General features: G+C 72.5%; 11 protein-coding genes and 1 pseudogene. 6 read left to right on the top strand and 6 right to left on the bottom strand.

What is annotated here, in order from left to right:
* The first annotated feature begins 150 nt into the window (after window positions 1–150).
* The 3 genes from ADK41_RS37565 to ADK41_RS37555 all read left to right on the top strand — a co-directional run bounded on the left by ADK41_RS37565 (window position 151) and on the right by ADK41_RS37555 (window position 4,575).
* Window positions 151–1,347, top strand: a complete 1,197-nt coding sequence (locus ADK41_RS37565; RefSeq protein WP_053636898.1) for an MFS transporter — start codon at window positions 151–153, stop codon at window positions 1,345–1,347.
* A gap of 678 nt (window positions 1,348–2,025) precedes the next feature.
* On the top strand, window positions 2,026–2,814 hold the full coding sequence (locus ADK41_RS37560) for a carbon-nitrogen hydrolase family protein (RefSeq protein WP_053670369.1): 789 nt from the start codon (window positions 2,026–2,028) through the stop codon (window positions 2,812–2,814).
* Between the two features lie 48 nt (window positions 2,815–2,862).
* Window positions 2,863–4,575: a flavin monoamine oxidase family protein gene (locus tag ADK41_RS37555; RefSeq protein ID WP_030832747.1), complete on the top strand. Its 1,713-nt coding sequence runs from the start codon at window positions 2,863–2,865 to the stop codon at window positions 4,573–4,575.
* Between the two features lie 46 nt (window positions 4,576–4,621).
* On the opposite strand, the gene ADK41_RS37550 is transcribed toward ADK41_RS37555, so the two are convergent.
* Complete coding sequence (locus ADK41_RS37550; RefSeq protein ID WP_030832746.1) at window positions 4,622–5,308, bottom strand: DUF5995 family protein; 687 nt, start codon at window positions 5,306–5,308, stop codon at window positions 4,622–4,624.
* A 173-nt stretch (window positions 5,309–5,481) separates the two neighbouring features.
* Between ADK41_RS37550 and ADK41_RS37545 the strand changes: the two are divergent.
* A pseudogene (locus ADK41_RS37545) lies at window positions 5,482–6,218 on the top strand (glycoside hydrolase family 6 protein).
* Here the strand turns inward: ADK41_RS37545 and ADK41_RS37535 are convergent.
* Window positions 6,200–7,612, bottom strand: coding sequence for a uracil-xanthine permease family protein (locus ADK41_RS37535; protein WP_030832744.1), 1,413 nt, complete (start codon window positions 7,610–7,612; stop codon window positions 6,200–6,202). The pseudogene ADK41_RS37545 and the gene ADK41_RS37535 overlap by 19 nt on opposite strands.
* A 175-nt stretch (window positions 7,613–7,787) precedes the next feature.
* On the opposite strand from ADK41_RS37535, the gene ADK41_RS37530 reads away from it, so the two are divergent.
* Window positions 7,788–8,246, top strand: coding sequence for an acyl-CoA thioesterase (locus ADK41_RS37530; protein WP_030832742.1), 459 nt, complete (start codon window positions 7,788–7,790; stop codon window positions 8,244–8,246).
* On the opposite strand, the gene ADK41_RS37525 is transcribed toward ADK41_RS37530, so the two are convergent.
* Entirely contained in the window at window positions 8,206–9,411 is a 1,206-nt protein-coding gene (locus ADK41_RS37525) for an MFS transporter (RefSeq protein ID WP_030832739.1), read from the bottom strand. The genes ADK41_RS37530 and ADK41_RS37525 overlap by 41 nt on opposite strands.
* A 132-nt stretch (window positions 9,412–9,543) precedes the next feature.
* Between ADK41_RS37525 and ADK41_RS37520 the strand changes: the two genes are divergently transcribed.
* Entirely contained in the window at window positions 9,544–10,827 is a 1,284-nt protein-coding gene (locus ADK41_RS37520) for an ROK family transcriptional regulator (protein WP_234318982.1), read from the top strand.
* Window positions 10,828–11,068: 241 nt separating this feature from the next.
* Here ADK41_RS37520 and ADK41_RS37515 read toward each other — a convergent pair whose 3' ends face one another.
* From ADK41_RS37515 to ADK41_RS37505, 3 genes are read right to left on the bottom strand one after another with little or no spacing between them, the layout of a single operon-like run.
* Window positions 11,069–11,905 carry a carbohydrate ABC transporter permease gene (locus tag ADK41_RS37515; protein WP_030832734.1) on the bottom strand — a complete coding sequence of 279 codons (837 nt, stop codon included), beginning with the start codon at window positions 11,903–11,905 and terminating at the stop codon, window positions 11,069–11,071.
* Window positions 11,899–12,786, bottom strand: a complete 888-nt coding sequence (locus ADK41_RS37510; protein WP_030832731.1) for a carbohydrate ABC transporter permease — start codon at window positions 12,784–12,786, stop codon at window positions 11,899–11,901. Before ADK41_RS37510 ends, ADK41_RS37515 begins: the two co-directional genes overlap by 7 nt.
* 29 nt (window positions 12,787–12,815) lie before the next feature.
* Entirely contained in the window at window positions 12,816–14,135 is a 1,320-nt protein-coding gene (locus ADK41_RS37505) for an ABC transporter substrate-binding protein (RefSeq protein WP_030832728.1), read from the bottom strand.
* Between the last annotated feature and the right edge of the window lie 103 nt (window positions 14,136–14,238).

Raw genomic sequence — 14,238 nt, 5'->3', positions numbered from 1 at the left:
GGAAACACCGGGCGGAACCCCTTACGACCGGTCTAGCATGAGGGTCATGACCTGGCGACATTGATCCACCGGCCGCGCCTCCCGAGGGCCGCCCCGGCCGCCGTACGTCCTCGACGTCCGGTGTCCGAACCGCCCTTACGGGAAGGCCTCATGACTCTCACGCCCACGCGTGCCCCCGACGTCCGCGTGCGACGGCTGACGACCACGCTGTACGGCTACGCGTTCCTCGAAGACTTCGTCCTGCTCTACCCGGTGTACGCGCTGCTGTTCAGCGACGCCGGTCTGTCCGTCGGGCAGATCTCCTCCCTGTTCGCCCTGTGGTCGGTGACCGGTGTGCTGCTGGAGGTCCCCTCCGGCGTCTGGGCCGACGCCGTCTCCCGCCGACTGCTGCTGTGGCTCGGCCCGCTGCTCACCGCCGCCGGCTTCGCCCTGTGGGTGCTCCTCCCGTCGTACGGCGCCTTCGCCCTCGGCTTCGTGCTGTGGGGCGCCGGCGGGGCGCTCGGCTCCGGTGCGCTCGAGGCCCTGGTCTACGACGAGCTGGAACGGCTCGACGCGGCCGGCCGCTACGCCCGGGTCATGGGCCGGGCCCGCGCGGCCGGACTGGTCGCCGTGATGGCGGCGATGGGACTGGCCGGCCCTGTGCTCGCCCTGGGCGGCCACACCGCCGTCGGGGCCGCCAGTGTGCTGGTGTGCCTGCTGGCGGCGGCCACGGCACTTCGGTTCCCCGAGCGGCGCTCGCCGAAGACGGGACACGAGAGCTGGACGGCGACCCTGCGCGCCGGACTCGCCGGGGCCCGCGCCGACCGGTCCGTACGCGGGGCGCTGCTGCTCGTCCCGGCCGTCGGTGCGGTGTGGGGCGCCCTCGACGAGTACACGCCCCTGCTGGTGCGGGAGACCGGGGTCGCCGACGGGACCGTTCCCTGCCTGCTCCTGCTGATCTGGGCCGGCGCCACCGCCGGAAGCCTGCTGGCCGGTGAGGGCGAGCGGCTCGGCACGGCCGGGCTCGCCGCGCTGCTGGCCGGGGCCGGGCTCGCCCTGGCCGTCGGCGCGGCCGACGGCACCCCCTGGGGGCTGGGTCTCGTCGCCCTCGCCTTCGGCGGCTTCCAGGCGGCGACGGTGCTGGCCGACGCCCGTCTCCAGCGGCGCATCGAGGACACCGGCCGGGCCACCCTCACCTCGGTGGCGGGCCTGGGCACGGAACTGGCGACGGTCGCGGTCTACGGCGGTTACGCGCTGATCGCCTCGGGCGGCGCCCACGGCACCGCTTTCGCGGTGTTCGCGGTGCCGTACCTGGCGACGGCGGCGGCCCTGCTGCTCGCCGGGGCCGCCGGGGCACGCCGTGAGTGAGGGTTCGCCGTAGCGCCTGCGGTGGGTGGGTGGGTCGGGGTCGGGGCGGGGGTGTCCGTCCTCGGACCGGCGCGGATCACGCCTGCCGGAGGGGGTGCGGGGTGCGGACGCGCCGGCCGCTGCGGGCGGCCCCCCCCGCCCCGACCCCTGCGCGCCGTACGCGGCCACCCGCCGTCGGTCCCCGCCCTCCGCGGGCAGTCGTGCCTCCCCCAGTGCCTTGAGGGCCTGGGAGGTACCCCCAGGGCGATGGGGGTACCCCGCTCATGGGGGTCCCCCCCCGCTCGAGCGAAGCCGAGAGTGGGGGAGGCACCCTGCACGCGCCGGGCCGCGCGAACACCCCGGCTCACACCAACGGGGGCTCCTCGCGAGGCGGCGGGTTGCAAGGCGGTCCTCGGTTCGCACCGGCGTGGGCTACCCGCCAGGCGCCGGGCCGCGCGAACACCCCCCGGCCCTCATCGACGCCGGGCACTCGGCAAAGCGCCGGGCCGCGCGAACGCCCCGCCGATCCCACCACTCACCGCGCGGCGACGAGGCCGGTGCAACGAATCGCCGCCATCCCCGCCCCGGACGCAACGAACCGCTCACCGGTGCGCAACGGCTCCGCCTTGTCCGCCCGAGCCGGCCGACCGTACCTTCTATCTGGCCCCTGAACCCCCCGCGTACCGACGAGGAACACGCATGCGCACCGCCCTGCTCCAGAGCTCCGGACGGCCCGGATCCGTCGTCGAGAACCTCAAGGTCCTCGACGAGGCGGCCGGCCGTGCCGCCGCCGCGGGCGCCGGGCTGCTCGTCACCTCGGAGCTGTTCCTCACGGGGTACGCGATCGGCGACGACATCGGCCGGCTCGCCGAGCCCGCCGACGGCGACGCGGCCGACGCGATCGCGGAGAGCACCACCCGGCACGGCCTCGCGATCGCCTACGGCTACCCCGAGCGGGACGGCGAGCGCGTCTTCAACTCCGTACAGCTGGTCTCCGCCGACGGCACCCGGCTCGCGAACTACCGCAAGACCCACCTCTACGGCTGCTTCGAGCGGGACCACTTCGCCCCGGGAGAGCGGACCGTCGTGCAGGCCGAGCTCGACGGCCTCACCATCGGCCTGATGATCTGCTACGACGTCGAGTTCCCGGAGAACGTGCGCGCCCACGCGCTGGCCGGCACCGACCTCCTCCTGGTGCCCACGGCACAGCTGCACCCGTTCCAGTTCGTCGCCGAGTCCGTCGTACCGGTGCGGGCGTTCGAGAACCAGATGTACATCGCGTACGTCAACCGGGTCGGCCAGGAGGGCGAGTTCGAGTTCGTGGGCCTGTCCACGCTCGCCGCCCCCGACGGAGTCGCCCGCACCCGGGCCGGCCGCACCGAGGAACTCGTCGTCGCCGACGCCGACCCCGCCCTCCTCGCCGCGTCCCGTGAGAACAACCCGTATCTGACCGACCGCCGCCCCGGTCTCTACGGGTCCCTCGCCTGAACACCCGCGCCCCGCCCCCGCTTCACCCGTGCAAGGAGTCCGCACCCCATGACGTCCACCGTGCCCAACGCGATCGAGCACGCCGACGAGCAGCAGCCGCCGATCACCATGTTCGGCCCGGACTTCCCGTACGCGTACGACGACTTCCTCGCCCACCCGGCGGGCCTCGGACAGGTGCCGGCGACCGAGCACGGCGCCGAGGTCGCGGTGATCGGCGGCGGCCTGTCCGGAATCGTCGCCGCGTACGAGCTGATGAAGATGGGCCTCAAGCCCGTCGTCTACGAGGCCGACAGGATCGGCGGCCGGCTGCGGACCGTCGGCTTCGAGGGGTGCGACCCCTCGCTGACCGCCGAGATGGGCGCGATGCGCTTCCCGCCGTCCTCCACGGCGCTCCAGCACTACATCGACCTGGTGGGCCTCGAGACCCGCCCCTTCCCCAATCCCCTCGCCGAGGCGACGCCGTCCACCGTCGTCGACCTGAAGGGCGAGTCGCACTACGCCGAGACCCTCGACGACCTGCCCCAGGTCTACCGGGACGTGGCCGACGCCTGGGCCAGGTGCCTGGAAGAGGGCGCCGACTTCTCCGACATGAACCGCGCCCTGCGCGAGCGCGACGTCCCGCGCATCCGGGAGATCTGGGCGAAGCTGGTGGAGAAGCTCGACAACCAGACCTTCTACGGCTTCCTCTGCGACTCCGAGGCCTTCAAGTCCTTCCGGCACCGCGAGATCTTCGGCCAGGTCGGCTTCGGCACCGGCGGCTGGGACACCGACTTCCCCAACTCCATCCTGGAGATCCTCCGCGTCGTCTACACCGAGGCCGACGACCACCACCGCGGCATCGTCGGCGGCTCCCAGCAACTGCCCCTGCGCCTGTGGGAGCGCGAGCCGGAGAAGATCGTCCACTGGCCGTACGGCACCTCGCTGCGGTCCCTGCACCCGGACGGCGAGCCCCGCCCGGCGGTCACGCGGCTCAACCGCACCGCGGGCAACCGCATCACGGTGACGGACGCCGACGGCGACATCCGTACGTACCGGGCGGCGGTCTTCACCGCCCAGTCCTGGATGCTGCTCTCCAAGATCGCCTGCGACGACTCGCTCTTCCCGATCGACCACTGGACCGCCATCGAGCGCACCCACTACATGGAGAGCTCCAAGCTCTTCGTGCCCGTGGACCGGCCGTTCTGGCTCGACAAGGCCGTCGACGACAGGGGGAACCCGACGGGCCGGGACGTCATGTCGATGACGCTCACCGACCGGATGACCCGCGGGACGTACCTCCTGGACGACGGCCCCGACAGGCCCGCCGTCATCTGCCTCTCCTACACCTGGTGCGACGACAGCCTGAAGTGGCTGCCGCTGTCCGCGAACGAGCGGATGGAGGTCATGCTGAAGTCGCTCGGCGAGATCTACCCCAAGGTCGACATCCGGAAGCACGTCATCGGCAACCCGGTGACCGTCTCCTGGGAGAACGAGCCCTACTTCATGGGCGCGTTCAAGGCCAACCTGCCCGGCCACTACCGCTACCAGCGCCGCCTGTTCACCCATTTCATGCAGGAGGCGCTGCCCGAGGACAAGCGGGGCATCTTCCTCGCCGGCGACGACATCTCCTGGACGGCCGGCTGGGCGGAGGGCGCCGTCCAGACCGCGCTGAACGCGGTCTGGGGCGTCATGCGCCACTTCGGAGGCGAGACCGACCCGACCAACCCGGGCCCCGGCGACCTCTACGACGAGATCGCCCCGGTCGAACTCCCCGAGGACTGAGCCCGCCGGGCACGGACCGTCACGGGCCGTGCCGCCCGCTGCCGGATCAGTCCGGCAGCGGGGTGAGCAGCATGCGGCCGGCGAACCCCACCGCCGTGTCCAGGCGTTCGGTGAACTCCCCGGCGACGTCCGGCAGTCCGCGCAGCGCCCACAGGGCGCGGGCCGCGGTCCAGGCCGCGTCCCGGGCGCGTTCCAGGCTCCACGCGCCCAGCAGATGGGTCAGCGGGTCGGCGATCCGCAGCACCTCGGGGCCCGGGATCAGCTCCTCGCGGATCCGGTCCTCCAGCGAGAGGAGGAGATCGCCCACTTGGTCGAACTCGTCCTCCAGCTCGAGGGGTTCGCAGGCGAGCGTACGGCAGGTGTCCACGACGGCGAGCGCGAGATCGTGGCCGATGTGCGCGTTGATGCCCGCGAGCGCGAACTGCAGCGGGCGTACGCCGGGGTGCCGGCGGAACTGGAACAGCGGGCGCCAGCAGGCCGGCGGCCGCCGCTCCCGCGACGCCGCGTCCACCGCCGCCAGATAGCGCTCCGCGAACCGCACGTCCAGCGTGATCGCCGCCCGTGCGTCCGGGAACCGGCCGGTGTCGATCCGCCGGTCCACGGCCTCCGTGACGGCGAGGTAGACACGGTTGAACACCGCGACCCCGTCCCGCGCGGGCAGGGCCGCGTCGAGGGCGCGCATACGGGAGACGACCCCGTCCACGGCGGTGAGGACTTGTTCGCATCGCACCATGGGCGCAGAGTCGCACCTTTGGGGTGGCGCCAGTGGCGGCGGGCCCGACGCTTCCCCGGAACGGGGGAACGCGCCCGTCACGGGGGAGGGGGAGCAGTACTGTGTCAGGCTCGCGTGCCCAGCGCCTGTCCGCGCGAAGGGCCGAGCGCCGGCGTGCCGTCCGGCGCGGCACGATGCTCGCGGCGGCCTCCGTGGTGGTCGCGGTCGGCACCGCCACGGGGATGATGTCGGCGGTCGGCGACGGACGCGGCGCCGACGAGGCACGCCCCGCGGTGACCGCCTCGCCCCGCCTGGAACCGCCGCCCGTCGTGCCTTCGCCCTCTTTCCCGCCGGCTTCCTCGCGGTCGGCGACGAAGCCGGCTTCTCCCACGGCCGGTCCGAGGGAGAAGGCGAGCGCGAAGGCGTCCGCGTCCGGGGCCGGGACGGAGCGGCGGGCCGCCCCCGTGTCCACCCGTCTCTACCGCCACCCCGCGTCACAGGTCCTGGACTGGGTGCGGGCCCACCCCGACGATCCGCGCCGCGCGGTCATCGAGTCCCGGACAGCCGACCGGCCGGCGGCCGTGTGGTTCGCGGACCACTCCCCGGACTCGATCACCTCCCGGGTGCGTGCGGTGGCGTCGGGCGGTGCGGCGCAGGGCCGGGTGCCCGTGCTCGTGCCGTGCTCGACGCCCTCGACGGCCCGCCGGGCCTCGGCGCGGTGATCGACACCAGCCGCAACGGCAACGGCGCCCCGCCGGACGGCGCATGGTGCGACCCGGCCGGCCGCAAGCTGGGCCGGCCTCCGACGCCGAGCACCGGGGAGGCCGGCATCGACGCCTACCTGTGGGTGAAGCCGCCGGGGGAGTCCGACGGCTGCGAGGGGGCGCCGGGCGCCTTCACCCCGTCGTACGCCTACGACTTGGCGCGCTGATCGCCCTCGGTGCCGTCGGTGCCGTCGGTGTCGTAGGAGGACGTGCCCTCGTCGAGCAGCGGCTCCTGCGTCTTGAGGTGGGCGGGCGCGAAGACGCGCAGCGCGTGGTAGCCGGTGATGACGACCAGCGTGCCGAGCGCGATGCCGCTGAGGGAGAAGGTGTCGGTGAACTCCATCGTGACGTTGCCGACGCCGACGATGATGCCCGCGGCGGCCGGCACCAGGTTCAGCGGATTGCGCAGGTCCACCTTGGCGTTGATCCAGATCTGGGCGCCGAGCAGGCCGATCATGCCGTACAGGATGACGGTGATCCCGCCGAGCACACCACCCGGGACGGCGGCCACGACCGCGCCGAACTTCGGGCACAGGCCGAACAGCAGGGCGAAGCCGGCGGCGGCCCAGTAGGCGGCGGTCGAGTAGACGCGGGTCGCGGCCATCACGCCGATGTTCTCGGAGTAGGTGGTGTTGGGCGGGCCGCCGACCGCGGTGGACAGCATGGAGCCGACACCATCGGCGGAGATGGCCGTGCCGAGCTTGTCGTCGAGGTTGTCGCCGGTCATCTCGCCGACCGCCTTGACGTGCCCCGCGTTCTCGGCGATGAGCGCGATGACCACCGGCAGGGCGACCAGGATCGCCGACCACTCGAAGGACGGGCCGTGCAGGGTCGGCAGGCCGATCCAGTCGGCCTGGCCCACTCCGGACAGGTCCAGGCGCCAGTGGTCGGTGACCTGGCCGCCCGCGTCCGCCGAGTGGATCCTTCCGAAGACCCGGTCGAGCGCCCAGGACAGGACGTATCCGAAGATCAGCCCGAGGAAGATCGCGATCCGGGACCAGAAACCGCGCAGGCAGACCACGGCCAGACCGGTGAACAGCATCACGGACAGGGCGGTCCACTGGTCCTGCGGCCAGTAGGTGGAGGCGGTCACCGGCGCCAGGTTGAAGCCGATCAGCATCACCACCGCGCCGGTGACGATCGGCGGCATCGCGGCGTGGATGATCCGCGCCCCGAAGCGCCGCACCGCGAGACCCACCAGGAACAGCGCGGCCCCGACCACGAACACCGCGCCGGTCACGGTGGCGCTGGAGCCGCCCTGGGCCCGGATGACCGCGGCGACGCCGACGAAGGAGAGCGAGCAGCCGAGGTAGCTCGGCACCCGGCCGCGCGTGGCGAGCAGGAAGACGACGGTCGCGACACCCGACATCATGATCGCCAGGTTGGGGTCGAGACCCATGAGCACCGGGGCGACGAAGGAGGCGCCGAACATCGCCACGACGTGCTGGGCGCCCAGACCCGCCGTGCGCGGCCAGGAGAGCCGTTCGTCGGGGCGGACCACCGCGCCGGGGGCCGGGGTGCGTCCGTCGCCGTGCAGTTTCCACCGGACGCCGAGATCCATGGGTTGTCGCTTTCGTCGTACGTGCAGCGTGTCCGGACCATTGTGCGGGCTGGGCGGCAGTGCTTCGTACAAGCGGGCGGGCGGGGGCGGCTCGGCTGAGCGTCTGCTTAGGATGAGGGTGCGCCGCTGTCCCGTGGAGGCGGCACTCATCCCGCACGTCCCAGGAGCCCCACCCGTGACCGCCGAAGCCCCGCCCGCCCCCGCCCTGTCGTACGGCCGGCTGATCCCCGTGACCGTCCACTTCGACGACCTCGACGCGCTGGGGCTGCTGCACAACGCCCGTTATCCGCTGCTCGTCGAGCGGGCGTGGACCGAGCTGTGGCAGGAGAAGGGCGTCCGCTTCGACGGCGACTGGTCGGCGGCCGGCGACGCCTGCAACGCGGTCCGGGAACTGCGCATCGGCTACGAGGCCCCGGTGACCCGCGCCGGCGCGTACGCGGTCCACCTGTGGCTGGAGCGGCTCGGCAGGACCGGACTCACGTACGGCTTCCGCCTCTGCTCGGCGGACGGGGCGGTGACCTACGCGCGAGGCAGCCGGGTGCTGGTGCGGCTGGACGCCACGACCCTGCGCCCGGCGCCCTGGAGCGAGGCGTTCAGGGACGGGGCTCGGGAACTGCTGCGCCCGGACGCGTGACCTTCGTACGGTCTCCCGCGCGCAGCACGCCCGCGAAGCCCGCGATGCCGCACGACAGCACCGTCACCAGGACGAACGACACCATCAGGCTGGTCGCCTGGGCCAGCAGGCCGATCGCGCTCGGGGCGACCAGCCCCGAGGTGTAGGTGATGGTCGCGACGCCCGCGATGGCCAGGCTCGGGTTGGAGCCGCTGCGGCCGGCGGCGGCGAAGCACAGCGGCACGACCACCGCGATGCCGAGCCCCATCAGCGCGAACCCGCCCATCGCCGTCGCGGGATGCCCGGCGAACACGATCAGCAGCCCGCCCAGCAGGGCGACGACACCGCTCGCGCGGACCGTGCGCACGGCGCCGTAGCGGTCCACCACGCGGTCCCCGGCGATCCGGGCGATCGCCATGGTGAGCGTGAAACCGGTGGTGCAGGCCGCCGCGAGACCGGCCGAGGCCTCCAGCCGGTCGCGCAGGTAGACCGCCGACCAGTCCAGGCTCGCGCCCTCCGCGAACACCGCGCAGAAACCGATCGCGCCGATGAGCAGCGCGGAGCGGGGCGGCAGCGCGAACCGCGGCGGCGGCTCCTCGTCCTCGGCGGGCTGCAGATCGAGCACCCAGGCGCAGGCGGTCACGCCCACCGCCGTCAGGACGGCGGACGCGAGCGCGTGGTGCAGCCGGGCGTCCGTACCCAGGTGGGCGGCGAGCGTGCCGGCCGCCGAGCCGACCAGGGCGCCGGCGCTCCACATGCCGTGCAGTCCGGACATGATCGACTTGTCGAGGCGGTTCTCCACCTCCACGCCCAGCGCGTTCATCGCCACGTCGGACATGCCGGCCGTGGCGCCGTAGGCGAACAGGGCCAGACAGAGGGTCGGCAGGTTCGGCGCGACCGACGGCAGGAGCAGCGCGAGCGTCCACAGCGCGATCAGACCGCGCAGCGCCGTGCGGGCGCCGAAGCGGTGGCTGATCCTTCCCGCGAGCGGCATCGCGACGGAGGCCCCGAGCGCGGGGAAGGCGAGCGCGAGGCCCAGCTGCCCGGCGCTCACCCCCGCGTGGTCCTGGATCCAGGGGACGCGGGTGGCGAACGAGCCGGTGACGGCGCCGTGCACGGCGAACACGGTGGCCACGGCGTACCGCGCCCGCCTCACGTCACGCTGTCGATGGACCACTGCGCTCATCGTCCCGCCCCTCCCGGCCGTCGGTTTCCGCATGCGCCGCCGTAAACTATCAGGAACCCTGCCTGAAAGATATGGGGCATCCGGGGGCGGCGCCTGCGCCGGCCGGCCCCGCCGATCTGGAAGGATCCCGGCATGGCCGCATCCCCGAGCACCGCCAGAGCCATCAACGACCGGCTCGCCCTGCGCCTGCTCCAGCAGGAAGGCCCGCTGACCGCAGGGCAGTTGAAGCAACTGACCGGGCTGTCCCGGCCGACCGTCGCCGACCTCGTCGAGCGGCTCACCGCCGCCGGGCTCATCGCGGTGGCCGGCGAGGCGGGGGAGCAGCGGCGCGGCCCCAACGCCAAGCTGTACGGCATCGTCGCGGACCGGGCGCACCTGGCCGCGCTGGACGTCCGCACCGAGGGCGTCACCGTGGTCGTGTCGGACCTCGTCGGCGACGTACTGGCCGAGGCCGCCCTGCCCATCACCGGGGACGCGGGGACCGGCCCGGCGGTCGAACAGGCGGTCGCGCTGGTCGAGCGGACGGTGAAGGAGGCGGGCGCGGACCGGCCGCACACCGTCGGGATCGGCGCGCCCGGGCTGATCGACCCCGCGAGCGGCGAACTGCGCGACTCCACGGGCCTGCCCGAGTGGCACCGGCGCCTGGTCGCCGCGCTCCAGGAACGGTTCCCGCAGGCCCGGGTCAGCGTGGAGAACGAGACCAACCTCGCGGCGCTGGCCGAGCAGCGCGACGGAGCGGCCCGCGACCGGGACACCTTCGTCCTGCTGTGGCTGGGACACGGCACCGGCGCCGCCGTGATCCTCGACGGCGTTCTGCGCAGGGGCGCCTCCGGCGGCACGGGCGAGATCGGCTTCCTCCCGGTCCCGGGCACGAGCGGCCTGCCGTCGGCCACCGACTGCGCGGGCGGCTTCCACTCCCTGGTGGGCGCGACGGCGATCGCCCGGCTGGCGGAGGAGTACGGCGTCGCGGCGGAGCCGGGGACCGAGCCGCCGGCGGCGGGCGCGGTACGGACGGCCGTCACGACGGCCGGCCCCGCCTCCCCGGAGGCACGCTTCCTCGACGACCTGGCCGACCGGATCGCCGTGGGCGTCGCCTCGGTGGTCGCGCTGCTCGACCCCGGCCACGTGGTCCTGGGCGGCGAGATCGGCCAGGCCGGCGGCGAGGCGCTCGCCGCGCGGGTGCGGGACCGCTTGGCCGCCATGTCGCCCCTGCCCGCCGATGTGCGGCCCAGCGCCCTGGGCGGCGGCGCGGTGCTCCGCGGAGCCCTCCTGACGGCCCGCGACCAGGCCCAGGACGAACTGTTCGGCGTGCCCGGGCACGCCGCCCGCGCCGGAGCCGATGGACGTCCGCTTCACCCGCGTCCCCGGCCGGCCGATCCCCTGAGGGGCGGCCCTCACCGTGCCGCGGACGCGTAGCCCTCGCCGCCACTCGGGTGCCGGCGCACCCCCTTCTCGCTGATCGCCCGCCTTGGCGGCCCCGACGTCGGGGCCGTCCGGTTCGGCGGGCGCCCGGTGACGGCCCTGAGCCGTCAGGAACGCCGGGCCGGCATATAGCCCTCGTCGACCGGAACACCCGCGTACGGGAGGGAGCACTCCGCGAGGACCTCACCCGACGGGCGATCGGCATGGGGTTCTCCCTTCGTACCGGGGGAGTGGTTCACTTGCCGACGCCGTCGGCCAGGCCCTTGACGATGTAGCGCTGGCCGAAGAGGAACAGGAGCACGACGGGGACCGCGGCGATCACCATGCCGGCGAACACGACGGGAAAGTCCGTGCCGTGCTTGCTCATCAGGCTCGTCAGGCCTACCGGCAGGGTCTGCACGTCACTGCCGTTGGTGAACACCATGGCGAACAGGTATTCGTTCCACGCGAAGAGCACGTGCAGCAGGACGGTGGACGTGATGATGGGCTTGCACATCGGCAGGATGATCCGCCAGAACGCGGTCCAGCGGCCAGCCCCGTCGATCTGTGCCGCCTCGTCCACCTCGCGCGGCAGGTCGATCATGTAGGCGCGGATGAGGAAGGTGGTGAAGGGGACACGGAAGGCCGTGTAGAGGATGAGCAGTGCCCAGAAGCTGTTGTACAGGCCCATCGACTGGAACATGCGCACCAGCGGGACCAGGGCGACGGTCGGGGTGAGCATCAGGCCGCCCAGGATGACGGCGGTGAGCACCTTGTTGAACGGGATGTCCACCCGCGTCAGTCCGTACGCCGCCCAGGCGCTGATGAAGACGGTCGCCACCGTGGACGTCACCGTGACCAGGACGCTGGCCGCGAGGTAGTCGCTGACGCCGCGGTTCCACGCGTCGCGGTAGTTGCCGAAGCTCAGGTCGGTGGGGAGCGCGAAGGGGTTGCCGAAGAGTTCGGCGTTGGTCTTGAACCCGTTCAGGACCATCCACAGCAGCGGATAGAGCACCACGACCGCGAGACTCAGCAGGAAGGCCCACATGAACAGGCGCGCGATCACGCCGAGGAAGCCGAGACGGCTCACCATTCCACCCTTCTTCTCCGGGTGAACCACAGCTGCGCCATCGCGACCGTGAGGGTGATCACGAAGATCACGGTGCCGATGGCCGCGGCGTGGCCGAAGTCGTTGCGTACGAAGCCGTTGCGGTACAGCCACGTGCCGAGCACGTGGGTCGAGTTGTCGGGTCCGCCGCTGGTCATCACCATGACCTCGTTGAACACCTGGAAGGCGCCTGACACGGTGACCAGGACCATGAGCCCGGTCATCTCCCGCACGAGCGGGAGCGTGACCCGGAAGAAGCGGCGGACGGGTCCGGCGCCGTCCAGGGCGGCCGCTTCGTGGAGCTCCGCGGGGATCCGCTGGATGGCGACGGCGAACAGCAGCGTCGAGTAGCCGAAGCCCTGCCACTGGCTCATCGCGATGACCGCCGTCATGGCGGTGCTCTCCTGGCCCAGCCAGGCGTGGTCGAACGTGCCGGGCGCGACCGCCTCCAGGGCGTGGTTGAGCAGGCCGAGGTTGGGCTCGTAGATGAAGTAGAAGAGCAGTCCCGCGACGGTCAGTGAGATCGCGGAGGGGATGAAGTAGATCGTCCGGAGGGCGCGCTGCCATCGCGTACTGCGGATGCTCTCGATGAGCGCGGCCAGCAGGAGGCCGCCGAAGACCTGGAAGACGATCGACAGCAGGGCGTACCAGAGGTTGTTGGTGAAGGAGGTCCAGAAGACCGGGTCGGCGAACAGGTCGCGGTAGTTGTCCAGGCCGACGAACTGCTGACTGCCGCTGTAGATGTCCCAGGACAGCGTGGAGTAGCCGAAGTTCTGGACGAGCGGGAGGTAGACGAAGACCGCGAGCAGGACGAGGGCCGGCACGGTCCACGCGAGCCCGGCTGCTCTTCGGTACAGAGTGCGCACCGGATTGATTTCCCTTCAGCCCGCGCCGGTCACTTGGCGGAGTCGGAGGCCCGGCGCACGCTGTCCATGACCTGCTCGGGCGACTTGCTGCCGCTGATGAGGGCCTCGCCGCCGGCCAGCCACGCGTCGGCGACCTCCGGCGCGGTGACCATGTCCAGCCAGCCGGCGAGCCGTGGGGCCTTGTTGACCAGGTCGATCCCCTCCTGGACGGCCTTGCTGGACGTCTGTCGCGTCACCGCGCCGACCACGGTGCTCGGCTGGCCGTAGGGCGGTGCGGACAGGGTCTTCGCGTGGGCGGTGCTCGTCACGAACTTCATGAAGTCGACGGCGAGAGCCGCGCGCGGCGACCGGGCGTTGACGAAGTAACCCTCGGGTGCGCCCTCGACGGCCTTCGGGTCTCCCTTGGCCCCGGCGGCGGCGGGCAGCGGGAAGATGCCCAGGTCCCCGGGCTTGAGCGCGCCGCCGGAGGTGGTGTTGTCGAACTCCAGGATCTCCTGGTAGTACATGGCGGCCTTGCCCTGCCCGAAGGCCTCCTGCGCCGAGGTGTAGAGGACGCCGTTGGTGCCGCGTTTGGTGTCGGTGCAGTCGGACACCAGGGTCTTGAACTGCTTGAGGGCGCCCAGGTAGCCCGGGTCGTCCCACGCGGCGGTCTTCGGATCGTAGTCGGCCTCGCGGACCTCGGCCGGCACGTTGTGGGCGAAGAGCTGCTGGAGGTAGTGCAGGGCGGGCCAGCCGTCCTTGTTGCCGAAGGCGACGGGCTCGTAGCCGGCCTCGCGCAGGTCCGGGCAGGCGGCGATCAGTTCTTCGAAGGTCTTCGGCAGGTCGACGCCGGCCTTGTCGAAGGCCGACTTGTTGTAGCCCATGAACTTGCCGTTGTTGTACAGCGGGACGCCGTAGTAGCGGCCGTCGTGGGCGAACGCCGACAGCGCCGACTCACCGAAGGTCCTGCCCCACGCGGTGTCGGGGCCGATCACCTTGGTGAGGTCCGCCGCGCGGCCTCCGCGGATGAAGTTCTCCGCCCAGGTGCCCGTCCAGGTGAAGTAGACGTCGGGCAGGGCGTCCGACGCGGTGAGTGTCTTGGTCTTGTCCTTGACGCTCTGGTCGGTCTCCTGGATCAGTTCGACGTTCACCTTCGGGTGCTTGCGCTCGTACGCGGCGGCGAGGTCCTCGAAGTAGGGCTCCAGGGGCTCGCCCGCGAATTTGGTGAGGATGCTCAGGGTGCCGGAGTACTCCGGCTTCGCGGTCACGTCGGCCGCGGGCCCCTTCGCCGGTCCGGCGAAGCAGCCGGTGAGGACGAGTGCCGAGGCCCCGAGGAGTGCTGCGGACCGCGTCAGTGCACGTGTGCGCATGGGCGTCCTTTCGTCATGGGAGGGCCCGCCGAAGGCGCGGGCGCGTCGGATCCGCTGCGGGGTGTCCGGGGACGGCCGCTGGCGTGCGGCGACTGTACAGAGA

Source organism: Streptomyces caelestis (assembly GCF_001279005.1).
GTDB lineage: Bacteria > Actinomycetota > Actinomycetes > Streptomycetales > Streptomycetaceae > Streptomyces > Streptomyces heliomycini.
This window is presented reverse-complemented; position numbering and strand designations above follow the sequence as displayed.

Bases quoted from the DNA above. Each gene is read 5' to 3' on its own strand.
- ADK41_RS37525 (WP_030832739.1), bottom strand. From the start codon at position 9,411: ATGAGCGCAGTGGTCCATCGACAGCGTGACGTGAGGCGGGCGCGGTAC.
- ADK41_RS37520 (WP_234318982.1), top strand. From the start codon at position 9,544: ATGGCCGCATCCCCGAGCACCGCCAGAGCCATCAACGACCGGCTCGCC.
- ADK41_RS37555 (WP_030832747.1), top strand. From the start codon at position 2,863: ATGACGTCCACCGTGCCCAACGCGATCGAGCACGCCGACGAGCAGCAG.
- ADK41_RS37535 (WP_030832744.1), bottom strand. From the start codon at position 7,612: ATGGATCTCGGCGTCCGGTGGAAACTGCACGGCGACGGACGCACCCCG.
- ADK41_RS37565 (WP_053636898.1), top strand. From the start codon at position 151: ATGACTCTCACGCCCACGCGTGCCCCCGACGTCCGCGTGCGACGGCTG.
- ADK41_RS37515 (WP_030832734.1), bottom strand. From the start codon at position 11,905: ATGGTGAGCCGTCTCGGCTTCCTCGGCGTGATCGCGCGCCTGTTCATG.
- ADK41_RS37550 (WP_030832746.1), bottom strand. From the start codon at position 5,308: ATGGTGCGATGCGAACAAGTCCTCACCGCCGTGGACGGGGTCGTCTCC.
- ADK41_RS37505 (WP_030832728.1), bottom strand. From the start codon at position 14,135: ATGCGCACACGTGCACTGACGCGGTCCGCAGCACTCCTCGGGGCCTCG.
- ADK41_RS37560 (WP_053670369.1), top strand. From the start codon at position 2,026: ATGCGCACCGCCCTGCTCCAGAGCTCCGGACGGCCCGGATCCGTCGTC.